This is a genomic window from Shewanella sp. BJSY2023SW007 (assembly GCF_047314525.1).
GTDB classification, from domain to species: domain Bacteria; phylum Pseudomonadota; class Gammaproteobacteria; order Enterobacterales; family Shewanellaceae; genus Shewanella; species Shewanella chilikensis.
In genome coordinates, this window is record NZ_JBKORL010000101.1 from 1 (window position 1) to 24,843 (window position 24,843).

Below are 24,843 nucleotides of genomic sequence, written 5' to 3' on the forward strand. Positions count from 1 at the left end.
TGTGGCTAAGCCGTCAAGGAAGCTCAGCCCATGAGCATACAATGAGTATGTGATTGGGGGAGCCGACGCAGACAATAACGCCACGGTCGCAAACAGGAAGAAATAGAAGAAATATCAGTAGTCGAAACCAGGCTGCGCTTTAATCCCCGCCTCAAACGCATGCTTCACGCTATTCACCTCACTGACAGTATCTGCCAATTCAATCAGTTGCCTGTGGCAGTTGCGGCCGGTGATGATCACATGCTGCATGGGGGGACGATTTTGCAACGCATTTATCACTCGCTGCAGATCCAGATAATGGTAACTGACCATGTAGGTGAGTTCATCGAGCAGGAGTATGTCTATGCTGGCATCCTGAAGCCATTTTTCGGCGGCCGTCCAGGCCTTTTCGGCGGCGGCGATATCCTTGGCTTTGTCCTGGGTGTCCCAGGTAAAGCCTGTGCCCATGACTTCGAACTTGACCCCGGCGCCTTCCAGTAGCTTGCGCTCACCGCACTCCCAGGTGCCCTTGATAAACTGCACTACGGCGCCCTGCTTGCCATGACCGACCGCACGGGCCAGAGTGCCAAAGCCGGAGGTGGACTTGCCCTTGCCGTTACCTGTCACGACCAGGAGTATGCCCTTCTCTTCGGTGGCGGCCGCGATTTTGGCATCCACCGCCGCTTTTACTTTCTGCTGCCGCTGCTTATGACGCTCTGCCTTGATATCGGTTTGATTATTATCGGTCACCCTGGTCTTCCTCTTTGAATATGTTGATTATTTTATTGAAATCCAGATGTTGCTCCAGCACATCGGCCAAACGATCCAGCTGTTGCTGGCGCTGCTGATTGATATCCACGGCATGGCCCTGTGACGCCGTCATCCCGGCCCAGGCGAGCAGCAGCTCACAGGCTTCAGGGCTGTCAAACAGGCCGTGCAAATAACTGCCGAGAATTTGATTATCCTCCGACAGCAGGCCTTCGCTGCGGACTGCTGCGATTTGTGCAGGTACTGTGATTTTTGCAAGCTTAGTGGTTTTTGCTGGCTTAGTGATTTTTGCGGGCTCAGTGATTTTTGCCGGCTCAGTGGCGCTGACGCTGTTGGCGTCACTGCCTCGCTCATTAAGCAACAGTGGCTGGGTGCATTGGTCCGGGATCCGCGATGCTCCGCAGTGGATCTCATAGCCGGAGACTGATGCCGATGATTGCCCAAGCCTCAGGGTACCGCTGACATTGAGCAGCTGTTTTTCGGCTTGCAGCTCGGTAGTGAGCGGCAGATATCCCAGCCCTTGGCTGGTACCGGGCAAGTCTTCCAGCCCCAAGGGGTCGGCAATGCTATGCCCCAGCATCTGAAAGCCGCCGCAGATACCGATAAGCTTGCCGCCATAGCGCAGATGGCGAGCTATGCCCTTATCCCAGCCCTGTTGGCGGATAAAAGCCAGGTCGGCGCGCACATTCTTGCTGCCGGGCAACAGCAGGAGATCCAGCCCTGGAAGTTCGCCCTGATGAGTCGGCCCTATATAACAAAACTCGATATCCGGATGCAGCCGCAGCGGGTCAAAGTCGGTATGGTTGCTGATCCTGGGGTACACCAAGACGCCGACTCGCAGTCGCGTCCCAGTTCTTTCAGATTGAGTTGTTTCAGATTGAGCTCGTGCTGATTGAGCTGTTACCGGCTGCTCGGTAGCAGCCCCCTGAGACTGAGCAGTTGTTTGCACCAGCGCATCTTCGGCGTCCAGATGCAGGGCATCGAGGTAGGGCAATACGCCCAATACCGGCTTGCCGGTGTAAGCCTCTAGCCAATCCAGCCCGGACTGCAACAATGAGATATCACCGCGAAAACGATTGATCACAAAGCCCTTTACCCTAGCTTGCTCACTCTCGGACAGCAGGGCCAAGGTACCGACCAGGTGGGCAAATACCCCGCCCTTGTCGATATCGGCGATGAGGATCACCGGGCAGTCCACCGTTTCGGCAAAGCCCATATTGGCAATATCGCCCTGGCGCAAGTTGATTTCGGCCGGGCTACCGGCGCCTTCTATCAGCAGCCAGTCAAACTCCTGCTGCAACCTGTGCCAGGATGCCAACACCGCCTGCATGGCAGCGGCTTTATAGTCACGACTCTCGGGGCCGAAAAAGGCGGCCGCTTCCAGGCTGGTCAGCGCCTTGCCCTGAATAATCACCTGCGCCTTGGTATCCGAGCTGGGTTTAAGCAATACCGGGTTGAAATCGATTCTCGGCTCAAGACCGGCGGCCACCGCCTGCAGCGCCTGGGCCCGGCCAATTTCACCGCCATCCCGGGTGACGGCGCTGTTGAGCGCCATATTTTGCGGCTTGAAGGGCGCCACCCGCTGACCATGACTATGAAACACCCGGCAGAGTCCGGCTACCAAGGTGCTCTTACCGGCATCCGAAGTGGTGCCCTGCACCATAAGGCTGCGGCCAGGCCGGGCCAGAGCCGAAAATTCAGCTTTAAGTTCTGCGCCATTATGGGGTACTGGATTACTCACACCTTACCCCGCTGATCCGGGCTTGTACCCGAAGCGCTCAAGCCCAGGGAGCCACTGCTATCAGAGTTCACAGGCTTTAACGCCAGCGGTAAACCGGCGACAACCAGAGTGACTCTGTCGGCCTTGGCGGCCAGCGCCTGATTGAGCCAACCGGCCTCATCGACAAAACGCCGACTCAGCTCCCCAAGCGGCACTATGCCGGAGCCGACTTCGTTGCTCACCAACAGCAGATCGCCGTCAAACTCGGCTACCGCCTGCAGCAAGGCCGCGCGTTCGCTAGCCATATCGGCACCAAAGCAGAGCTGGTTACTGAGCCAAAGCGTCAGGCAGTCTACCAATACCGGCGCTCCAGAGCCTGAGCGCTGCACAAGCGCCTTGGCCAAATCGAGCGGCACCTCGGCCAACTGCCATTCGAGGCTGCCGCCTTGGCGCGCAGTTTGATGGTGGGCGATACGCCGGGCCATCTCCTCATCGGCGGCCTCGGCCGTTGCCAGATACCAGGGGCGGACATTGGCCGGGCACAAGTCGGCCAGTTGCCGCTCGGCGTAACCACTCTTGCCGCTGCGGGCACCACCCAGAATAAGATGGATCATGCCGGGCTGCCCCCCAATGCCAGCAACAGCATATAAACCGCCAGCTCACTCACCTGCTGCGCCGCTCCCAGGGTATCGCCGGTGTAACCGCCAATCTGGCGCCGGAACCAGAACACCAGGGCCCAACGCAGTAACAACATGGTCGGCAGTAGCCAGAACAGCAGCGTGGTGGACAGCACTGCCGTCAGCACAATTCCAGTCAGCAGCAAAATACCCAGCTCATTGAGCCCCTGCTGCTGCGCCAGAGGTTTGCTCTTGCCCTCGTCGCGAACATAGGTTTCGCTGAAGATAATGCTGGCCGCCGTCACCCGGCTGACACAGTGCGCCAATACCAGGGCCAGCGCCGCCTGGTTGATGTCGTAAAGTGCCAACTCCAGCAGTAACTGGTACTTGAGCAGCAACACCAACACCAATGCCAAGGCGCCATAGCTGCCAAGGCGGCTGTCTTTCATGATTTTCAGTTTGTCTTCTACCCGCCAACCGCCGCCGAAACCATCGGCGGTGTCGGCCAGGCCATCTTCATGAAAACCGCCGGTAACCAGCACACTGCTAATCATCGCCAGCACTATGGCGATGGAGCTTGGCAATATGCCGGCGGCCAGCAGTAACACCAAGGCGGAGATCAAACCCACCACCACGCCCACCAGGCCAAAGTAGCGGCTGGCCTTGTTGAGGCTGTCGCTATCCACCGTCAGGGCGCTGGGCACAGGAATACGGGTGAAAAAACCTATTGCGATCAAAAACAGCCGCAGCTGCCCGAGCCAGAATCCCATCAGAGCACCTCTTGGGTAGCTGGCTCTACCACCTTGTCGACCCCGGCTTCACCAAAGCTGGCCATCTGGTTGTAGAAGTTGGCCGCCGCCTGCACCAAAGGCAGCGCCAGCGCCGCGCCCGAGCCTTCGCCCAACCTGAGCCCAAGCCGCAGCAAAGGCTTGGCGGACATGGCATCGAGCAGCAACTTGTGGCCGCGCTCTTCAGACTCATGGGCAAAAATAAGATAATCCCTCACCCCCGGCGCCAAACGCACAGCCGCCAGCGCCGCTGTCGACGCGATAAAACCGTCCACCAGCACGGGCACGCCAAATTCGGCCGCCGCCAACATGGTCCCAGTCATCTGCACTATTTCAAAGCCTCCGAGGCAGGCGAGGATACTGAGCGGCTCGGTCAGCTCGCAGTGGTGCAGCAGCAGTGCCTGCTCTATCAGCAGGCATTTGCGCTTAAGCGTCGCGACATCTATGCCGGTGCCGCGGCCGACACATTCACTCACAGGAAGGCCGGTCAGGGCGGCCATCACGGCGGCGGCAGAAGAGGTGTTGCCTATTCCCATCTCCCCCAGCGCCAGCAGGTTGCTGCCGGCATCGATATGGCGTTTTACCAAGGTGCGCGCCATGGCAAACCCTTGATGCACAGCGCCCAGAGTCATGGCGGCGCGTTTGTGGATAGGCCCGGTACCGGCGCCCAGACGCTGCTCTGTAACCTCGGGGATCCCCAAGGGGCTGAGAATGCCGCAGTCAATCACCTCCAGCTCGAAGCCGGTCTGGCGACAAAACACATTGATGGCGGCGCCGCCGGCAACAAAGTTGAGCACCATTTGGGTGGTCACCTCGCTGGGAGCAATCGACACCCCGGCCGCGGCAATACCATGGTCGGCGGCAAACACCAGCATCACGGGGCGGCGGATGACCAACTCATCAGTGGCGGAACCGAGCTGAATGCGCCCCAATTGCAGCGCCAAAGCCTCCAGCTCACCCAAAGCGCCCAGGGGTTTGGTCTTGTTGTCTATGCGGGCCTGAATCGCGTCATCCAGCGCGTGATTGATTGCTGCAACCTGGTACATCCTTCCCTCTCTTATCGTTATTGGCCGCGTTTACGCAGCACCATCAGGAAAAACAGACTGCCGATGGCCGAGGTGATCACCCCCACCGGCAGCTCTTGGGTGGGCAGTATGCTGCGAGCCAGCACATCGACCCAAACCATAAACAGGCCGCCCGCCAGTGCCGTCAGCACCATGGGATGCTGCCCCGGCAGCAACAACCTGACAATATGAGGCACCATCAGCCCCACAAAACCTATCCCGCCGCAGTGGGCCACCAAAGTGGCGGTAATAAGCGAGCATAACAGCAGCATGGAAACCCTGAGCCTTTGCACCCTGATTCCCAGAGTGTGGGCGGTTTCATCACCGGCAAGCATCGCCAGCACCTGGCGCTTGAAGGCCAGGATCACCAGCAAGGCCGCCAGCACCACCAGAGTGGGCAGTGCAAGCCCATCCCAACTGGCACGGGCAAAACTGCCCAGGCTCCAAAACAGCAAAGAGGTAGTGGCCTGCGGGGTGGAAAAATACAAGATCAAGCTGGTGAGGGCACTGAACATAAAGGAGATGGCGACCCCGGAGAGCAACATTCTCTCTATCTGGTTGCCGATATTCCTGCCCGCGAGCAGCAGTACCATGAGCACAGCCAAACTGGCACCGATAAAGGCTCCCAGCGGCAGCGATACCCCGGAGATGGCCGAACTCAGCCCAAGGCCGGTCGCCAGGGCGACCGAGACCACGGCGCCGAAGCTGGCGCCCGAGCTGATACCGAACAGGTAAGGATCTGCCAGCGGGTTGCGGGTCACCGCCTGCAATACATAACCCGACAGTGCCAGACCGCTACCGGCGATAAAGGCCAGCAAGATACGCGGCAGGCGCAGATCCCAGACGATACGCTCGCTGATGGCAGAAGGCTCACCCACTCCCAGCAGGTGTTTGCCAATCACTCTTGCCACATCGAAGAGGCTGATATCGGCGGCGCCAAAACCGGCGGCGGCCAAGGGTGTCAACACAGTGCCGAGCAGCAACAGCAGCCAGCACCAGTAAAGTCTGGGCAAGGGCCTGAGAAACCAGCCGATAAGCGAGCGCCCCGGTGCGGCCACGGAAGCATTCATGCGCCACCTCCCACCGAGCCTGGGCGCCGGTCAGTTTCCTTGTGAGCAACACAGGTTTCGGCCGAGGCAGGCCCTGCCATTGGCTCGACTATCGCAGCGCCGTGAACCTCGCCACTGGCGAGCGCCGCCGAGCTTAGAGCCTTGCCGTGACCAGGCTCTGGCGACTGATAGCCGTAAAAGTAGTGGATCAGCGGCCGTCCCAACTGCGGATGCGTCCCCACCTGGCAGCAAACACCGAAGACACCGGCAATTCTGTCTTCGGTCAATACGCTCTGGGGCGAGCCGTGGGCAATACAGCGGCCGTTATCCAGCAGCAAGAGTTCGTCACACAGGGCCGAGGCCAGATTGAGATCGTGAATCGAGGCGATCACCGTGACCCCCAGGCTGCGCACCAGCTCGAGGATCTGGATCTGATAGCGGATATCCAGATGATTGGTGGGCTCGTCCAGGATCAAAAGCTTGGGGCGCTGCACTATGGCGCGGGCAATCAAGGCCCTTTGCTTCTCACCGCCGGAAAGCTGCGCGAAAGGCTCTGCGGCCTTGTGCTGCAACCCGACCTGCGCCAATGCCGCCTGCACCTGGGCATTGTCGGTCGCCGATGGCATATCAAACAACCCCTTGTGGGGAGTCAGTCCCATGGCCACTAATTGAGTCAGATCCAGTGCCAGTTGGGCCGGGGTATCCTGCAGCACCACGGCCACCTCTTTGGCGAAGGCTTTGGCTGACAAGCTATTGATATCCTGCCCAAACAGCTGGATCTGGCCGCTGTCCGGGCGGATATAACGATAGAGGCAGCGCAGCAGGCTCGACTTACCGGCTCCATTGGGGCCTATGAGCCCGAGCATCTTGCCACATGGCAGCTCAAAACCCACATCGGCCAATACGCTGTGACCACCGGGAAGCCAGCTAAGCTGTTGCACCTTGAGTGCCAGGCTCATAACCGCCCCCCGACATTGAGCCTGTGACCGGCAGAAGGCTCAGGCTGCAGTGGAAGAATCATCTATTCGCTCCCCCGGTTTACCCGCCCGGGTTTCTGGTTTGGTTTATCAGCCTGGGCAGGTCTCCTGACTCGTCGCCAACGGCGACTCACAGTTGCGGGCACAGTCCGGGCTTTCCCGGTTCCCTGGGTTGGTTCACCTGCAAAGGTGCCAACACCCTGGCTGCTGCCGCACTTGGCGGCCATTTGGGGTTATTATCCCGGTTTTATCGCTCGGCACAATTGCCTGGCGCAATAGCGCAGCACAATCACCACCGGACGCTTGCTCCGCACTATTGCGGCCAGTGGAGCTTGCTGAAACACTGCCATTCTTGGTCACTTTCACCGCTGGCATCACGGCTGGCATAGAGGGTTATTCTGACCCAGGCCGCATAAGGTAGCTCCAAGGCGTTGAACACTGCCGCAGGCGGCATTTGCCCCGGCAGCAAAATCTCGGCCAACAGCAGCCGGATAACCCCGCTGTGAGTCAGGATCAGCGCCGCATCTGCGCTTGCTGAAGAACCAGAATCTCCTGAAACAGAGCCTTTTGAACCAGAGCTTTCGGAAGAATTAGCCTCTCTAGCAAGCCAGCGCTGCACCATAGTCTGCCAGCCATCCAACACCCGGCTACGAAAGGCTGGCAGCGATTCCCCGCCCGGCGGAGTATTGGCCACGGGGTCACGCCAGAAGGCTTTGGCCGCCTCGCTATGCTGTTGATAGACACTCGCCACCTTCATGCCGTCCCAGTCACCGAAGTCCAGCTCCCAGAGCCAGTCATGCTGCTGCAGCGGCGCCGGGAAATAATCAGGCATATCGGCCTTGAGCTCGGCGGCAAAGGCCTGGCAACGCTGGGCCGGGGAGCTCAGCAGCGCCAAGCTTTGGGGCGCACTCGGCAACTGCTCCAGCGCACTGCTAATAGCCCGCCAGCTGCGCCACATCTGCGCTTTGCCCTCATCGCTCAGGGCCACATCACTGCGGCCGCGGATAATCTCACCGCCTTCACATTCGCCGTGCCGCAGCAGATAGATATTCAGTTGCCTATGTTCAGCCACACACTTCTCCCATCAGAGTCCGGTGGTTACCGGACCAATTTAACCTTGCCGCAGGCCGCCGGAATCCGTATATTATGGACGTCTATACGTATAAATGTCCAAAATAACTTTCCGCGCCCACACACGCCTTTGGCTATCATGCCAGATAGTGTCCCGGGCGTCAGGTCGGCAGAGATGATGTCGCGGATGCCAAGCGCCGCGAATGTAAAACAGCAATAAGACAGGTATGAAAGGTAACCCTATGGCGACTTCACAGCACTCCCAAAGCCAGACAGAGCTCAAGCTCAAACAGACCCTCAAAGAGCGGATCCTGATTTTAGATGGCGCCATGGGCACCATGATCCAGGACTACAAGCTGGAAGAAGCCGATTACCGCGGCGAGCGCTTCAAAGATTGGCATTGCGATGTCAAAGGCAACAATGATCTGCTGGTACTGACCCAGAGCGAGATCATCAAGACCATTCACAGGGAATACCTGCTGGCCGGTGCCGACATCATAGAAACCAACACCTTCAACGCCACCACCATTGCCATGGCCGACTACGAGATGCAGAGCCTGGCGGCGGAGATCAATTACCAAGGCGCCAGAATCGCCCGAGAAGTGGCCGATGAAGTGGCTGCCGCCAGCGGTATTCCCCGCTATGTGGCCGGGGTGCTCGGCCCCACCAACCGCACCTGTTCCATCAGCCCGGATGTGAATGACCCCGGTTTTCGCAACATACATTTCGACGATCTTGTGTTGGCCTACAGCGAATCCACCGAGGCGCTGATCGCCGGTGGCGCCGACATCATTCTGGTGGAAACCATCTTCGATACCCTCAATGCCAAGGCGGCGCTGTTTGCCATCGAAAATGTGTTCGAGAAACTGGACCAAAGATTGCCGGTGATGATTTCCGGCACCATTACCGATGCCTCGGGCCGCACCCTGACAGGGCAAACCACAGAGGCCTTTTACCATTCTCTCAGACATATCAAGCCGCTGAGCATAGGCCTCAACTGCGCCCTGGGCCCGAAAGAACTGCGGCCCTATGTCGAGGAGCTTTCCCGTATCAGCGAGTGCTTTGTCTCGGCGCATCCCAATGCCGGTCTGCCCAATGAATTCGGCGGCTATGACGAGACTCCGGCGGAGATGGCAAGCGTGATAGGCCCCTGGGCCGAAGAGGGACTGCTCAATATTGTCGGCGGCTGCTGCGGCACCACGCCTGCGCATATCAAGGCGATTTCTGAAGCCGTTAGCCTTCATGCACCAAGGCCGCTGCCTGAGCTGCCGGTGGCATGTCGCCTCTCCGGACTGGAACCCCTGACCATAGATGCAAGCAGCCTGTTTGTGAATGTGGGCGAGCGCACCAATGTCACCGGCTCGGCCCGGTTTCTCAAGTTAATCAAAGAAGGCCAGTACGAAACCGCGCTGGAGGTGGCCCGTGACCAGGTGGAAAACGGCGCCCAGATCATAGATATCAACATGGATGAGGGCATGCTCGACGGGGTCGAGATGATGCAGAAATTCCTCAACCTTATCGCCTCCGAGCCGGATATCAGCAAGGTGCCTGTGATGATCGACTCCTCCAAGTGGGAGGTGATTGAGGCCGGGCTCAAGTGCATTCAGGGCAAGGGAATAGTCAACTCCATCTCCCTCAAAGAGGGCGAGGCCAAGTTTATTGAACAGGCCAAACTGGTGAAGCGCTACGGCGCCGCCGCCATCATCATGGCCTTTGATGAACAAGGCCAGGCCGACACCCGGGAGCGCAAAACCGAAATCTGTACCCGCGCCTACCGGGTGCTGGTGGATAAGGTGGGCTTCCCGCCGGAAGATATTATCTTCGACCCCAATATCTTCGCCATCGCCACCGGCATAGAGGAGCACGATAACTATGCGGTGGACTTTATCGGCGCCATTGAAGATATCAAGGCCAACCTGCCCCATGCGATGATTTCCGGCGGGGTGTCCAACGTTTCTTTCTCCTTCCGCGGCAACAACCCGGTGCGGGAAGCCATTCATGCCGTATTCCTCTATCACGCCATCAAGGCGGGTATGGATATGGGCATAGTCAACGCCGGTCAGTTGGCCATCTATGATGATATCGACCCTGAGCTGAAGCAGAAGGTAGAGGCCGTGGTGCTCAACCTGCCGTGCCCGGTTGCCAACTCCAGTAACACAGAGCAGCTGCTCGAGGTCGCCGAGAAGTATCGCGGTGGCCCGGGCGGCGCAGGCAAGAAAGAAGATCTCGAATGGCGCAAGTTGCCGGTCAACAAACGCCTGGAACACGCGCTGGTGAAAGGGATCACCGAATACATAGATGTCGACACAGAAGAAGCGCGTCTGCAGGCCAGGCGGCCGCTGGATGTGATTGAAGGCCCGCTGATGGACGGCATGAACGTGGTGGGCGATCTCTTTGGCGCCGGTAAGATGTTTTTGCCGCAGGTGGTCAAGTCCGCCCGGGTGATGAAAAAGGCGGTCGCCTATCTCAACCCCTATATCGAAGCCGAAAAAGTCGAAGGCCAGAGCAACGGTAAGGTGCTGATGGTCACGGTCAAGGGCGATGTTCACGACATAGGCAAGAACATAGTCGGGGTGGTGCTGGCCTGTAACGGCTATGAAGTGATAGATCTCGGTGTCATGGTGCCGGTGGAGAAAATCATCGAAGTTGCCAAGGCCGAGAAGGTCGACATCATAGGCATGTCCGGGCTCATTACCCCGAGCCTGGATGAGATGGTGCACAACGTTAAAACCTTCGAGCGCGAAGGTCTGACCCTGCCGGCGATTATCGGTGGTGCCACCTGCTCCAAGATCCATACCGCAGTGAAGATAGCGCCCCATTACCCCCACGGCGCCATCTATATCGCCGATGCATCGCGCGCCGTGCCCATGGTCAGCAAGCTCATCAACAATGAAACCCGCCAGGCCACCATAGACGAAACCTATCGCGAATATGAAATGATGCGCCAAAAGCGTCTGTCGCAGACCAAACGCAAGCAGATAGTGCCCTTGCAGGTCGCACGGGATAACCGCTGCAGCCACGACTGGGCCAACTACCAAGCAGTGAAGCCCAACACCCCGGGGATCCAGGTGTTTGACGACTATCCGCTGGAGGACTTACTCGAGCGCATCGACTGGACGCCGTTTTTCCGCGCCTGGGAGTTGCACGGTCATTTCCCGCAAATACTGGATGATGAAGTCGTCGGTACTGAGGCTCGTAAAGTCTATGCCGACGGCAAGGCGATGCTGGAGCAAATCATCCAAGAGAAGTGGCTCACCGCCAAGGGCGTTATCGGCCTCTTTCCCGCCAACAGCGTCAACTTCGATGATATCGAGATCTACACAGATGACTCTCGCAGCCAAGTGTTGCTGACCACCCATCATCTACGGATGCAGCTGGAGCGGGTGGGCAACCACAACTTCTGTCTCTCTGACTTTGTTGCTCCCAAAGAGAGCGGCGTGGCCGACTATATGGGGGGATTTGCGGTCACCGCCGGCCATGGCATCGATGCCCATATTGCCCGTTTCGAGGCGGCCCACGATGACTACAGCGCCATCATGCTCAAGTGTCTGGCCGACCGCCTGGCCGAAGCCTTCGCCGAGCGGATGCACGAGCGGGTGCGTAAGGAGTTCTGGGGTTATGCCAGCGAAGAAAACCTGGATAACGAGGCGCTTATTCGTGAAAAGTACAAGGGCATACGCCCGGCTCCCGGCTACCCTGCCTGCCCGGACCACACGGAAAAAGGTCTGCTTTGGCAGCTTCTTAAGCCAGATGAGTGTATCGACCTCAAGATTACCGAGAGCTTTGCCATGTACCCCACGGCAGCGGTCAGCGGCTGGTACTTTGCGCACCCGCAATCACGCTATTTTGGGGTAAGCAACATAGGCCGAGATCAGGTGGAAGACTACGCCCGCCGCAAAGGGATGACTGTGGCCGAAGCCGAGAAGTGGCTGGCCCCTGTGTTGGATTATGATCCTGAGTGATCTGACAGGCTCTTAAGCGAACAACTGAGCCGTTCAGGGGCTCTCATCTTTTCCCATCAGAGCCCCTGATTGCTGACCATTGTTCCGCTTTAAAACAAGCGCTCCCCAAAATCCGTTATTGTCTCCAATCACAGCCCTCTGGGCTTTCGTCCTGATGACTGGTGTAAAGGCCGCGAAAACATCAGCATCTATATCAGCGGAGTTTGATATCCTGCAGGATAATTGGCAATGAGTCAGCTTAGGTTCAGGAAGGATAAAAACATGCACTCCCCAAATCGCCAATAAAAACCTAACCAGCTGTTAAATAATAAAATTATAGAGATATGCTTGGGCCATCAACGGCTAGTAACGCCTTACATCCAAGCCGGTAAACTGACGCGGTGCACATATAGGACTTGTTCACAACTTGCCTAATAATTCCAACTTAGCCATTTTTAAATATATAGCATAATCAATCAGATATAGGCTTTTATAACGGTAATTCCTGCATCTTCCCCTCCCCTCATAGTTATCACACAAGATCTGAAGCTATCTCTGTGACAAGGCTCTTATTGTTCTATTTTTTGAGACAAAGAGACACACAGTTGCAGGCTTCTGCAAGCGCTTAACTTACCTTAAAGTATGACTCATCAACCCGATAAACATTCTGATAAAACGACTTAGCAGTCTTAGGAGTCTATGATGAAACTGAACAAAATAATGATGATGGCTGCAGGAGCAGCATTGGTATGTAGCAGTGCACAAGCAGTCGAAATAGAGTACTTCGCCGGGGCAGGCCTGGGCTACCAGGCTGATGAAATTGAGGGCGTAGTCAATAAAGACACCGAAGATATGAGCTATCAGGCACGTATAGGTATGCTGATTGAACAGCAACACCGTATTACCGGTACTTTTGGTTACATGGAAGATAAGTTCAGCGTTGCCGCCAACAACTACAAACAGGAGCAGTACAGCTGGCTGGTATCCTATGATTACCTGTTACCGGTACATAAAGATGTCAATCTGTTCGCCGGTGTCAGTATGGGCGCCAATGACAACAAGATTGCCGGCAAATCTTCAACTGATTTCGTCTGGGGTGGTCAAGTCGGTGTCCAGTACAAATGGAGTGAACATTTCTCCTCAGACCTTGGCTATCGTTACCTGGCCCAGGACTATGAAAAGAACGGCATCGAAATTAATGACAGCCAGCAAGTGTATTTGACCTTGGATTACAAGTTCTAAACTGTATTGACATGGTTTTCAAAGGGTACTGATAGTTTAAGTACCCGGGAATTTTAAACTCATTCTTCTTCATTCATCAATTATTGACCATTTGGCAAGTGCCAGTCAGCTTTAGGGCGACTGGCATTTTTTTTATCATGTTGATTTTTATCACATTGGTTGTTACTTAATGCCTATGCCCCACAGATAGGAGCTTAAACCAGCAGCAAATAGATTGATGGAAAGCAAGCGGATGGAAACAAGCTTTCAGTAAGGCCGGATGCGATTATGTATATCGCTGAAAATTAAATAAAAAAATCCGATGACTGTTAGCCACCGGATTTTTAACTCTATAAATAAAACTGCAAACGCTCAGGCTAATAATTCACGCTTTACCTGAGCTGACTATCAGTAACCTCAGTCTTCCACTGGGGAAACTACAAACAGCAGATCGCCTTGGGAGACCTGTTGGCCATTGCTGTTGAGGATCCGCTCAATGCGATATTTCTTATCCTCTGGATACAACTCGGCACCCTTGCGGTTGAAGCCTGCCAGTGTCACCTGAGAGAACATCTTCATCGCTTCGGTCAGTGCCAACGTCTGATCGACAGTCACTATGTCGCCTTCCTTGACGAAGTCGGCTTCGCCCGGTGCCGGAGAGGTATAGAAGATACCCGCGCCCTGAGCCAACACCTTGAGCTCGTTGGACTCACCCACACGCAGCGATTCAGTATCCACACCTTGAGTTTCGGCGGCGGCTTCCATTTCGGCGATCAGGGCTGGGATATCCAGCTCAGCCATCAGACGCGGCAGATAGTTGGTGTCATACACGCCTTCACGGAAGGTCTCGTCGGCCAGGATCCGCTTCAGCAGCGGGATGTTGGTGGCGATACCCTTGATGACCACCTGATCCAGATAGTCATACATCTTGGCAATCACATCGTCCCGGCTGTCACCGCGGATGATGATCTGGGCAATCAGGCTGTCGTAGTATGGCGATACTTCTTTGCCATCGGCCGCGATAGAGATGATTTCCACATCATCGCGCTCTGGCATCACGCACTCAGTGATAAGACCCGGGTTTGGCACCAGCTGCAGTATGCCCTGGCTATCCAGAGCTGCCTTCTCGGCTGTCACCCGCACTTCCATCGCATAGCCGATTTCCTGCGGCTGCAGATCTTCAATGGAGCGACCGGCTGCCACATCGAATTGCGCGCTGACGATATCAATACCGGAAGTCGCTTCGGTTACCGGGTGCTCTACCTGCAGACGGGTATTCATCTCCATAAAGTAGACTTCGTTGGCATCCAGGTTATAGATGAACTCAACGGTACCTGCGCCCATATAGTCGGTGGCATCACCCAGAGCACGGGTGTATTCCATCACTCTCTGCTTGAGTTCTTCAGGCAGCATGGTGGAACCGGACTCTTCAATCACCTTCTGGTTGTTACGCTGCACCGAGCAGTCACGCAGACCCAGTACCTTGGTGTTGCCGAACTTGTCACGCAGCAGCTGAACTTCAATGTGACGCAGTGAAGTCACATATTTTTCCAGGTACAGATCACCGTTACCAAAGGCGGCAGCCGCTTCCGTGGAGGTTTTCTGGAACAGGCCAATCATATCCTCAGGGCGCTTAACCACTTGGATACCCTTACCGCCACCACCTTGTACCGCTTTGAGCAGCACTGGGTAGCCGATTTCGTTGGCCACGTTAACCGCTTGCTCGGCGTTGGTCAGAATACCGTGAGAGCCTGGTACCACGGGCACATTCTGCGCCTGAGAGGTCTTGATGGCGTTGGACTTGTTACCCATGGTTGTCATCGAATGCACACTTGGGCCAACAAAGTTCACGCCGTTGTTCACACACAAGGCGGCGAATTGTGGGCTTTCCGACAGGAAGCCGATACCTGGGTGCAACGCGTCTACCTGCTCATACTCGGCCACTTTCAGCACTGAGTAAGCGTTCAGGTAGGACTCGTCGGAAGTGTTACCACCGAGACAAACCAGCTTGTCGTTTTCCTTGAGCATGTCGGCAGGAACCGACGTCATATCAGGATCGGACGCCACCAGTACCACATTGATGCCATTGTCGTGCGCCTTGCGGATCAGTTTCACCGCTGTACAGCCTCGGGCGTGTACCAGCACCTTGTCGATAGGCTTCATCAGGGCACGAGGATCGTCCTGAACTATCTCTTCGCTGACCTCTTCTACTTCAACCACCAGAGTCGACAGCGCGTTGGTCAGCACATCACCTATCTCGGCGCTTGGCATAGGCATCAGAGGATCTATGCTCTTGAGCTGTTCATCAAGTTGAGTGCTGAATGGGTTGTTGACCAGGCCATTCATCGCTCCGGGCACCTTGGACAGGTAGTTGGACAGAGTCGAAGTGGATGGCAGGTAAGCTGGTACCACCATCTGACCGGCAAACGGCATATTGGTACCGGACAGATAATAAGTCTGCACCAGAGGGTGAGTCACGAAGGATGCCTGCGCTCCACCGGTACAGTCACCGAAACCGAACATCAGCACAGGCAGTTCGTTGTCACGCACGAAACGGGTAATACGGTCGTTTACCACGGCCATGGAGAACAGCGCAGCAGCCCCTTCTTTGGTCTGCATACCGCCGGAGCTGATAAAGCAGATCACCGGCAGCCTGCGCTTGGCACACTCAATAAGCAGCGCAGAGAACTTCTCGGCACTGGCCATATCGAAAGCACCGGCCTGGAAGGCGGTGTTGGATACGGCAACCCCGACACGCAGCGCCTTGCCGCCATGTTCAAAGTCCGCCAGACCCGTGATCAAACCACAGGGGCGAATGCCCTTGTCGAGCGCATCTTCAATAGAGAGACGGAAGCCCGGGAAGTTGAGCAGGTTGGCCGACATCTTGTCGCCATTGATCTCATCGAAGTTCTTGAAGAACTTGGCGATGATATTTTCCCAGGTCATATTGCCGGCTTTCTTCTCGTCACGCAGCACCTTCTGGATCAGCAGATCCTGGTAACCCATGGTCAAACGGTTCCAGAAGTCCTTACGACGACCGATACGCACCGGGTTGATGGCACCTGTGTACTTGCCCTTATCCTCTTCGCTGTCGAAGTATTCCGGCAGCAGACGTTCAAAGAAGTAAGTCAAGATCACGAACAACGAATCGTTCAGCTGTGGGAAACCTACACTCTTCCACTGCTCTGTCTTGGTCAGCAGTTCGGCGCGGTTGGACTGTGACATGAAATACTTCAGCCACTTGTAGAACTTGCTCTTGTCGTTGGCGGTATCCTGAGTGGAAATCGCCCGGTCGATAGACTTGTGCAGCAAGCCATCAACAGACTGACGCGACAGGCTCTTGGCCATCATGGCTTCCTTGGCGATAGAGGCCAGGTTACCCACGACATTGTCGTACAGCGCGTTAAAGATCAGGATGTTGTAGCACTGCCAAATAAAGTCTTCACGCAGCTCTTCATTGACCACGACATCCAGTACTGTCAGTTGGTTCAGTTCAGGCCAAGGCGCCTGAGTCACTTCTGCCGGCAGAGTTTCCAGATAGTGGATAAGCCCCTTGAAGTTGTTGGCCGCATTACTCTTCCAACGGTGATACAAAGACCAACCAATGTTGAACAGCAGCGCCTTACGGGCCTTCTTGTAGTTCTCTTTCGGCTCACCCAGGATCAGACGGGTCAGCATGTTGCGCTCGGTGGAAACATCATCACGCTTGGAGATGAAGTTACTCCACAGCTTGTTGAGTTCTTCGTCGTAAACCAGCTTGTCCGGGCTGGACAGCCAAGCCTGGAACACCTTCTCCTGCTCCTTCTGGATCCTGGCCAACAGATCCCCTTCCGGCACACTCACCTTGGACAAGCGACCATACTGATCCATGGAGATGGAGTGAATACGGCTACGCAGAGTCAAATAACGCAGATAACGGTAGGCGCTGCCGAACAGGTTAAGGTGCATGGTCGGGCTGATGGCAACCGACATTTCCGAGTTGGATTCCAACGCCTTGAGGCTTTTGGAAGGCTCGAGGAAACGCTTAAGGCTGCGATCATAGTGTTCGCGCAGGTCATCGGATTCTTTTACAAACTGCACTGCGGCGCGTTCAATGGCTTCGATGGCGCTGATGATGGCGCGGCGCAGATTGTGCTGACGCTCGTCGCGATCATAAGGAGAGAAATCCACAATGCCGTCGATACAACCTGAGGTGTAGAGCTCTTCCGGGGACACGCCAACAGACTTGGCACACTCCTGCCATGAAAGGTTGTACTTGCGGGCAATGCTCTGCAGGCCCTGAGGCTGAATGGTGTTGAAAATACCATCGCGCAGCGACAACAGTATATTGGCCGCCGCCAGTGGAATAGCCCCGCCCGAATAACCGGCGCCAATCACTATCCCCAAAGTCGGTACATCGACGTTGGCACTTTCAGCAATCGCCTTGGAAATAGAATGCGCCTGGTTATGGCTATTGGCCACCTCACCAGCATCGGCTCCTGGGGTATCAATCAGGTAAACTATGGGCATGGACAATTCGGCAAAATGACGAATCGCCTCACAGGCCTGCAGGTGGTGCTCTGGCATCCAGGCACCGTTGGCCGTGGTGCGCTCCTGGGCAATAAAACCGATTCGGCGATTACGACCACCAAAGTTCAGCTCGATTTCGGCGCTGTAGAATGGGCCGTTGTGGCTCTCGGCGATCATCTTGCCTTTCAGATCAGCAATGATTCGCTTGGCACCTGGGCGGTTCTTGTCCTGGGTAGGCTGGATAACTTTGGCAACATAGCCATCCACATCCAACTGCGCCAATGACTTTAAGTTACTCTGGATGGCATCGTCATCCAACAGACCCTTTATCTCTTCTGAAAGGCTCTGTTTGCTGTGCTCTGGGAACAGCGAAAAATCCTTAGCCAAATGCTCCGCCTGCAAAAACAGGGGATCCGGAGTCTGGGCTTGAGTCGTGTTTGCGGGCTGCTTCTTGCTGGTCATCTATCGATCCTCTGCTAAGCCTCTGAAATTTTTTAGCCAGTAAATATACCTTTGTTATCCCGTCAAATGCCATTAAACTGCCTTAGACGCTATGTTCCATTTTTGAGACAGTAATAAAAACATGCCAGATTTGAATGGGATGCTCCTATTTGCAGCAGTGGTCAGAGCAGAAGGCTTCTCTCAGGCAGCCCGTGAAACCGGCCTGCCAAAGTCTACCATTAGCCGAAAAATCGCCCAACTGGAACAACAGCTTGGGGTCCGTCTGCTGCAACGAAATACCCGCTCAATAAGCCTCACTCAGGTGGGCGCGCTCTTTTATCAACACTGTGACAGCATCTGCAACGAAGTGGAAGCGGCAAAAGCCACAATCGAGAATACCCATAACGATGTTTCCGGTTCATTGCGGATTGCGATCCCGGTTTCATTCAGCCAAGAGTTAATCGCCAATCTCTGCAGCGGCTTTATGCGTCTCTATCCGGGGGTCGAACTGGATGTACAGTTTACCGATGCCGATGTGGGCTTGGTAGGCGAAGGCTATGATATCGCCATCAAGTATGGCCCACTGCAGCCTTCGGATCTTGTCGCCAGGCTCCTGTTTGAACGTCAGCCGATTCTGGTGGCAGGCCCCGGCTATCTCAAGTCCAAAGGAACGCCGGCAACCCCGAGAGATCTGGCCCGCCACGATGGTATCTTGCTGGGTACCTCCCGTTCGGCCCCCATCTGGCCGCTGGGCAAGGGTAGCCGCAAAACCATGGCCAGCTTCAGGCGCCGCACTCGGGTAAACAGTGCCATCATGGTCAAGCAACTGGCGCTGGATGACTTTGGCATCGCCATGTTGTCCCATTCGGTATGCAAGAACGAACTGGCCAGTGGCGCCCTGGTGCCGCTGCTGCAGGAGTGGCCCATAGAGCCCTTCAAGGTCTATGGCGTCTATTCCTCCCGTCGACAACTGGCGACCAATATCAGTGTATTTCTGGACTTCTTTACCAAGCGCTTCAACAGTCAGGAATCGCTGCAATCTTTGATGATGTAGCCAATCTTTGCAGATGAAAATAGGGCGAGGAATCAATAATACAGCACACAAGTTGGCCTTCTCTGACTTATTTTTTGGCTCTCTATATTCCAAGCCTGCCATACTCAAGGCAGTAGCAGTTCCTGCTTGAGCACCTGTTTCACCAGTTGTTGGCGCAACGGTAACTGGCTTGCGGAGGTCAGCTCCAGATTAATGGCGAAATAGACAGTGTTGTCGTCCAACTCCAACCAACCGACCCACCAACCTATGGCCGGCGTTTGCTGTACACCATAGCCTGTCTTGGCGCGAATGATATAGTCAGTACTCGCTTCGGTCAGCATCATCTGTTTGACAATTCGCTGGCTGCGCTCAGACACAGGCAACTTGTTGTCATGCAGTTGCTGCAGAAAATCCACTTGTTGGAACGCCGTTATCCTAAGTTGACCGTCGAGCCAGAAGCTGTCCGCTTGGCCACCGATATTCTGATTACCATATTCCAGTTGCCGCACCATAGCTGCCATCACTTTGGGGCCTATCTCCCTGGCCAGCTGCTGATACACAGGCACCACGGAGTACTTCATTGCGGTGCGAAAACTCTGATCCCGGTTCCAGGCAGCAATTTCCCGAACTTTTCCGTCCCAGCTAAAACGACTGGTTTCATCGCGCACCGCCCCGGTTTGCAACGCAATCAGGCTGGAGGGGATCTTGAAGGTAGAAGCAGGAATAAAGCCTTCGGCGGCGCGACTTAGATTGTTGGATAGCCCCAAAGAACGCTTTTGATCCCAAAGCAGCAAACAGCCTTTAACACCTGCAGATTCAAACAACTTGTCCCAGCGGTGTACCTCTTGCCAACCCTCGACCGTGACCTCAGAGCCGACTTCACTGACCTTGGTCTGCGCCGCTGCCACTGCCTGCGTTTGCTGAGCCAATAAACACAGCAACATGGGCAGCAGCAAACGCTTACTCAGGCGCTTTCTGTGCAAACCTTTATTCATCTCATTCCCCTTTAATTCCCGGCGGTCAAAGCAACAAGCATACAATCCTGGAATGAATAATTATCTGGCAAAGCCCTGCTCAATTGTGGCAACAATCTGGCAAGGCAACAGATAGCTTTCCTGTTGCTGGCGAGTGTTGCATACTTGAGGTAGGTCGGATAACGCAGAGAGCCAATGACTGTGCAAGCCACTCTCTACAAAAGAGAACGCCACGAGGACTTATTCGCACCTTCCCTAACTTTACAACTCTATAAGCGAAAGGAACTGCCATGTTTAAGCCCAGCCTGGCCATAACCCTGCTATCGGGTACTCTGGTTTCTCTGTCGGCTCAGGCCGGTGTCGAAGAGGATCGCCTGCCTGCCGCCAACGAAAAAATGCCTCAAGTGGTCCAGCGCTATCAGGCATTGACAGATGATCTGGTAACCAAATACCGCCAACATACCGATGAGCTCAAGGTTACCCAGATGGTGGCGCACCAGGGGCAACGCCTGTGGCAACAGGCGGTCAGAGATGTGCAGTCGGGTCACAGCGACGACCGCTCCCTTTACTGGAGCCGGTTGCAGATGCGAGCAGAGCTGGGCAAACAGTCGCCCAAGTTCAATATCGCCTCCTGGCAAAGAGAAATACTGACCAAGGCGGTGGAAAAGTCATCCCGAGGTTTCAGCGATATCGACTTTAAGGATGATGCCAGCATCAAGATACTGCTAACCGGATTCGACCCCTTCTTTCTCGATCGCAATATAGAGCAGAGCAACCCTTCAGGTCTGGTCGCCCTGGCATTGGATGGTTACCGCTTTTCGGTTAACGGCCGTCAGGCACAGATAGAGACAGTGATGATCCCGGTACGTTTCGCCGACTTTGATGAGGGCATCATAGAGTCGCTGTTGACCCCGGTTTATCGCGACAATAGTGTCGACATGGTGGTCACTGTCAGTATGGGGCGCAGCGACTTCGATCTGGAACGCTTTCCGGGCCGCAACCGCAGCGCCGAAGCTCCGGACAACCGCAATATTTTCACCGGCGCCAGTAAGCAGCGCCCTCTGCCCCCCAAGCTGGAAAACGATACCCTCAATGGCCCAGCGTTTGTCGAATTCTCCCTGCCGGTAGCGGCCATGCAGAGTATAAACGACCGCTGGAAGGTCAACGACAACCATACTGTCAGCACCCTTTCCCGTGGCGAGTTTCAGGCAAGCAGCCTGAGCGAACTGCAAAACAGCACTTCAGTGGAGGGGTCTGGCGGCGGTTACCTGTCCAATGAGATCTCCTACCGGGCTATCCTGCTGCAAAACCAACTCGGCAGCCGTATTCCCACCGGGCATATTCATACCCCGAGCATTGCCGGTTTTGAAGCCGATACCGAAGCGGCAATTGTCGAGCAGGTCAAAGCCATGCTGACAGCGGCGGCCAAAAGTTTATAATCCCTGATTCAACAGAGGCGCAGTTGCGCCTCTGTCTATTCGCCGTCAATTCATGCCAATTCGAGTTTCTCATGCTGAGTCAGTTGTTCAGAACCCTTAAAAGCGCCAGCACTTCTGAATACCATCAAGTGTCTGAGCCGCAACCTCAACCGGCCGACAGTGAAGCGCAGCTAGCTGTACTCGATGCAATAGAGCTTTGCTATCTCAAGGCGGAGGCCGCGCTGGGGCATGCGCTAAAGCGCCCTTCGGTCAGTTTTACCCTGCGAGGCCGCAGCGCCGGTACCGCTCATCCAACCGAGAACCGCTTGCGCTTCAATCCAGTGCTACTGGAGCAAAACCTGCACACCTTCACCCATGAGGTGGTTCCACACGAGATTTGCCACCTGCTCTGTTTCCAACTGCATGGCAAGACCCGACCTCATGGCAAGGAGTGGCAGAGCTTGATGCGGCGGATTTATGGCCTGGCGCCGCGTACCACTCACTCGATGGATATCAGTTCGGTCAAACCCAGGACCCTACCCTATCAGTGTGGCTGCGGCGAGGTGGAACTAAGCATCCGCCGTCACAACAAGGTCATGCGGGGTCAGGCTAAATATCAATGCCGCCGCTGCGGCAAACTGCTAAGCCCTCAGCCATCCTGAGCCAAGTTGCCAAGCCTGGCGGCTTCTTTTACTATCTGCAGCAACAATTTTAAGTCTGACACCTGAAGTATCGGCTGTCGGCATCCTTAGTTATGATTTTAGGGAACAGCGTGATTTCATTCCTTCAGCGGCCGCTTGTGGCCCTGTCGCTGCTTTTGGCAGCCTCTTCTGTGCTGGCATCGCCCAGCCATCCCAGCAGTTTTTCCGAAGCCAAAAAACGCGCCAGGACTATCTACAGCCAAAACCTGCCGGCAGTCAGTTTCTACTGTGGCTGCGCCATCAAAATGGAAGGCAAGAAATGGCAGCCTGACTTGGAAAGCTGCGGCTATCAAATCCGCAAACAGCAAACCCGCGCCAACCGCATAGAATGGGAGCACATAGTACCTGCCTGGGAGTTTGGCCATCAGTTGCTGTGCTGGCAAAACGGCGGTCGCAAGAACTGCAGCCGTAACGATGAAACCTTTAAGCGCATGGAGGCCGACCTGCACAATCTGGTGCCTGCCGTGGGTGAGGTCAATGGCGACAGATCCAACTTCAGATTCAGTCAGTGGAACGCCAAGCCAAACCAATATGGCCAGTGTCAGATGACCATCGACTTCAAGGGCCGTAAGGCAGAACCACCGGCGCAGGCAAGGGGCCGCATCGCCCGAACCTACCTTTATATGCAGCAAACCTATGGGCTCAAGATAGCCTCCAGCCAATTAAAGTTATTCAAGGCTTGGGACAAAAGCTATCCAGTTGATACTATTGAATGCCAACGAGATCAGGCGATTGCCGCCTCTCAGGGCAATCACAACCCATGGGTGCAGGCTGCCTGCAGCCAAAGTGCCTTCAGTGGCAGAACACATTAAGCCTAAGGAACACAGAGCATGAGAGTGCCGAGAATTTATCACCCAGGCCCGATAACCGCGGGGCAAGTCCTGTCATTGGATGATGATGCCAGCGCCCATGTCGGCCGAGTGCTGCGGATGTCCAGCGGCGAGCAGATAAGCCTGTTCAACGGTGATGGCAAAGACTATCCGGCCACTATCATCAGCGCCGGAAAGAAAGCCGTGGATGTACACGTGCTGTCTGCCATGGACAATCCCTCTGAGTCCCCCCTGGATCTGCACCTAGGGCAAGTGATCTCCCGCGGCGATCGCATGGACTTCACCTTACAAAAATCGGTAGAGTTGGGGGTTAACACCATCACACCACTGTTTTCAGAGCGTTGCGGCGTTAAACTCAGCGGCGACAGGTTGGAAAAGAAACTGCAGCAGTGGCAAAAAATTGTTATCAGCGCCTGTGAGCAATCCGGCCGTAGCCGGGTTCCTGAAGTGAGACCCGTCATGGAGCTGGCCGCTTGGTGCGCCGAGCCGACGACGGCATTAAAACTCAATCTGCATCCCAGAGCCGCTCACGGCATCAATGGCCTTGAGCTGCCAAACAACAAGGTGCGTCTCTTGATAGGTCCGGAAGGCGGCCTGTCGGAGCAGGAAATCACCATGACAGAAACCCAGGCATTTACCGAAGTTCTGCTCGGCCCCAGAGTACTGCGCACCGAAACCGCGGCACTAACCGCCATTACCGCATTGCAGCTCAGATTCGGCGATCTGGGTTAACCATTTTCCGCCCGGTGGGCGTAACGAATAAAGGAAAGGCATCATGATCAAGCTCGGCATAGTGATGGACCCCATCAAAGATATCAACATCAAGAAAGACTCCAGCTTCGCCATGTTGTTGGCGGCGCAGTCCCGCGGCTATGAGATCTTCTATATGGAGATGCAGGATCTGGCGCTGCTGCAGGGTGAAGCCTGGGCCAAGATGCGGCCACTCAAGGTTCAGGAAGATCCCACTGATTGGTATCAGTTGGGTGAAGCAACCGACACGCCGCTCAAGGAGCTGGATGTGATTCTGATGCGTAAGGACCCACCGTTCGATACCGAATATATCTATGCCACTTACATGCTGGAGCGCGCCGAAGAAGCCGGGGTATTAATAGTCAACAAGCCACAGAGCCTGCGTGATGCCAATGAAAAGCTGTTTACCGCCTGGTTCAGCCAGTTTACCCCCACCACACTGGTCAGTAGTGACCCGCAGCGGTTACGCGCTTTCCATGCCCAACATGGCGATGTGATCCTCAAGCCGCTTGACGGTATGGGCGGCACATCCATATTCAGGGTCAAGCAGGACGATCCCAACCTGGGGGTTATTATAGAAACCCTGACCAACTACGGCCAAAACTATGCCATGGCCCAGGTATTTATTCCCGAAATCACCAAGGGCGATAAGCGTATTCTGGTCATCGACGGCGAGCCTGTGCCCTACTGTTTGGCGCGGATCCCCAAGAAAGGCGAAACCCGCGGCAACCTGGCGGCCGGTGGCAGCGGTGTTGCCCAGCCTCTGTCAGAAAGTGACTGGGCCATCGCCAGAGCCCTGGGCCCAGAGCTTAAAAAGCGCGGCCTGATCTTCGTCGGTCTGGATGTGATTGGGGATAAGCTCACCGAAATCAATGTCACCAGCCCCACTTGCATCAAAGAGATTGAAGCGGCTTTCGATGTCAATATCACCGGCATGCTGATGAATGCCATTGAGCAAAGACTGCAACAAAAACAACAAGGATGAGACTCTG

Annotated in this window: 18 protein-coding genes and 1 riboswitch; of the genes, 8 read left to right on the forward strand and 10 right to left on the reverse strand. The window is 55.4% G+C overall.

From position 1 onward, the window contains the following. Nucleotides 1-114 precede the first annotated feature (114 nt). From cobO to ACMHXE_RS18025, 8 genes are all read right to left on the reverse strand, one after another. The gene (gene cobO, locus ACMHXE_RS17990; protein WP_413732972.1) at nucleotides 115-729 is read right to left on the reverse strand and encodes a cob(I)yrinic acid a,c-diamide adenosyltransferase; all 615 of its coding nucleotides are present in this window, start codon (nucleotides 727-729) and stop codon (nucleotides 115-117) included. Then, complete coding sequence (locus ACMHXE_RS17995; RefSeq protein ID WP_413733023.1) at nucleotides 719-2,410, reverse strand: cobyric acid synthase; 1,692 nt, start codon at nucleotides 2,408-2,410, stop codon at nucleotides 719-721. Before ACMHXE_RS17995 ends, cobO begins: the two co-directional genes overlap by 11 nt. A 74-nt stretch (nucleotides 2,411-2,484) precedes the next feature. After that, complete coding sequence (cobU, locus tag ACMHXE_RS18000; RefSeq protein WP_101052785.1) at nucleotides 2,485-3,081, reverse strand: bifunctional adenosylcobinamide kinase/adenosylcobinamide-phosphate guanylyltransferase; 597 nt, start codon at nucleotides 3,079-3,081, stop codon at nucleotides 2,485-2,487. Beyond that, on the reverse strand, nucleotides 3,078-3,854 hold the full coding sequence (locus tag ACMHXE_RS18005) for an adenosylcobinamide-GDP ribazoletransferase (protein WP_101052783.1): 777 nt from the start codon (nucleotides 3,852-3,854) through the stop codon (nucleotides 3,078-3,080). Before ACMHXE_RS18005 ends, cobU begins: the two co-directional genes overlap by 4 nt. Then, the gene (gene cobT / locus ACMHXE_RS18010; RefSeq protein WP_224866070.1) at nucleotides 3,854-4,918 is read right to left on the reverse strand and encodes a nicotinate-nucleotide--dimethylbenzimidazole phosphoribosyltransferase; all 1,065 of its coding nucleotides are present in this window, start codon (nucleotides 4,916-4,918) and stop codon (nucleotides 3,854-3,856) included. The genes ACMHXE_RS18005 and cobT overlap by 1 nt, the downstream gene beginning before the upstream one ends. 17 nt (nucleotides 4,919-4,935) lie before the next feature. Continuing rightward, nucleotides 4,936-6,006, reverse strand: a complete 1,071-nt coding sequence (locus ACMHXE_RS18015) for a FecCD family ABC transporter permease (protein WP_224866068.1) — start codon at nucleotides 6,004-6,006, stop codon at nucleotides 4,936-4,938. Further along, nucleotides 6,003-6,944, reverse strand: a complete 942-nt coding sequence (locus tag ACMHXE_RS18020) for an ABC transporter ATP-binding protein (RefSeq protein ID WP_335921878.1) — start codon at nucleotides 6,942-6,944, stop codon at nucleotides 6,003-6,005. The genes ACMHXE_RS18015 and ACMHXE_RS18020 overlap by 4 nt, the downstream gene beginning before the upstream one ends. A 98-nt stretch (nucleotides 6,945-7,042) precedes the next feature. Further along, a riboswitch (cobalamin riboswitch) is annotated at nucleotides 7,043-7,180 on the reverse strand. A 95-nt stretch (nucleotides 7,181-7,275) separates the two neighbouring features. After that, the gene (locus tag ACMHXE_RS18025) at nucleotides 7,276-8,034 is read right to left on the reverse strand and encodes a histidine phosphatase family protein (protein WP_413732975.1); all 759 of its coding nucleotides are present in this window, start codon (nucleotides 8,032-8,034) and stop codon (nucleotides 7,276-7,278) included. A gap of 241 nt (nucleotides 8,035-8,275) precedes the next feature. Here ACMHXE_RS18025 and metH point away from each other — a divergent pair, with 241 nt between their 5' ends. Together metH and ACMHXE_RS18035 are read left to right on the forward strand one after the other, a co-directional pair. Continuing rightward, nucleotides 8,276-11,995 carry a methionine synthase gene (gene metH / locus ACMHXE_RS18030; protein WP_413732977.1) on the forward strand — a complete coding sequence of 1,240 codons (3,720 nt, stop codon included), beginning with the start codon at nucleotides 8,276-8,278 and terminating at the stop codon, nucleotides 11,993-11,995. Nucleotides 11,996-12,673: 678 nt separating this feature from the next. Next, complete coding sequence (locus ACMHXE_RS18035) at nucleotides 12,674-13,216, forward strand: outer membrane beta-barrel protein (RefSeq protein ID WP_224866062.1); 543 nt, start codon at nucleotides 12,674-12,676, stop codon at nucleotides 13,214-13,216. Between the two features lie 396 nt (nucleotides 13,217-13,612). On the opposite strand, the gene ACMHXE_RS18040 is transcribed toward ACMHXE_RS18035, so the two are convergent. Then, entirely contained in the window at nucleotides 13,613-18,166 is a 4,554-nt protein-coding gene (locus tag ACMHXE_RS18040) for a biotin carboxylase N-terminal domain-containing protein (protein WP_413732979.1), read from the reverse strand. A 121-nt stretch (nucleotides 18,167-18,287) separates the two neighbouring features. Here ACMHXE_RS18040 and ACMHXE_RS18045 point away from each other — a divergent pair, with 121 nt between their 5' ends. Further along, nucleotides 18,288-19,199, forward strand: a complete 912-nt coding sequence (locus ACMHXE_RS18045) for a LysR family transcriptional regulator (protein WP_025008920.1) — start codon at nucleotides 18,288-18,290, stop codon at nucleotides 19,197-19,199. 104 nt (nucleotides 19,200-19,303) lie between these two features. Here ACMHXE_RS18045 and blaOXA read toward each other — a convergent pair whose 3' ends face one another. After that, the gene (blaOXA, locus tag ACMHXE_RS18050) at nucleotides 19,304-20,173 is read right to left on the reverse strand and encodes an OXA-55 family carbapenem-hydrolyzing class D beta-lactamase (protein ID WP_412496187.1); all 870 of its coding nucleotides are present in this window, start codon (nucleotides 20,171-20,173) and stop codon (nucleotides 19,304-19,306) included. Nucleotides 20,174-20,442: 269 nt separating this feature from the next. On the opposite strand from blaOXA, the gene ACMHXE_RS18055 reads away from it, so the two are divergent. The 5 genes from ACMHXE_RS18055 to gshB all read left to right on the forward strand — a co-directional run bounded on the left by ACMHXE_RS18055 (nucleotide 20,443) and on the right by gshB (nucleotide 24,836). Next, complete coding sequence (locus ACMHXE_RS18055; RefSeq protein WP_101052771.1) at nucleotides 20,443-21,591, forward strand: hypothetical protein; 1,149 nt, start codon at nucleotides 20,443-20,445, stop codon at nucleotides 21,589-21,591. Nucleotides 21,592-21,662: 71 nt separating this feature from the next. Then, entirely contained in the window at nucleotides 21,663-22,232 is a 570-nt protein-coding gene (locus ACMHXE_RS18060; RefSeq protein WP_109248598.1) for a SprT family zinc-dependent metalloprotease, read from the forward strand. Nucleotides 22,233-22,327: 95 nt separating this feature from the next. Then, the gene (locus ACMHXE_RS18065; RefSeq protein ID WP_373296779.1) at nucleotides 22,328-23,083 is read left to right on the forward strand and encodes an endonuclease; all 756 of its coding nucleotides are present in this window, start codon (nucleotides 22,328-22,330) and stop codon (nucleotides 23,081-23,083) included. Nucleotides 23,084-23,101: 18 nt separating this feature from the next. After that, a complete protein-coding gene (gene rsmE / locus ACMHXE_RS18070) occupies nucleotides 23,102-23,833 on the forward strand; it encodes a 16S rRNA (uracil(1498)-N(3))-methyltransferase (protein ID WP_109248597.1) in 732 nt (243 codons plus the stop codon). 43 nt (nucleotides 23,834-23,876) lie between these two features. Beyond that, nucleotides 23,877-24,836, forward strand: a complete 960-nt coding sequence (gene gshB, locus ACMHXE_RS18075; protein WP_109248596.1) for a glutathione synthase — start codon at nucleotides 23,877-23,879, stop codon at nucleotides 24,834-24,836. The last annotated feature ends 7 nt before the right edge of the window (nucleotides 24,837-24,843 follow it).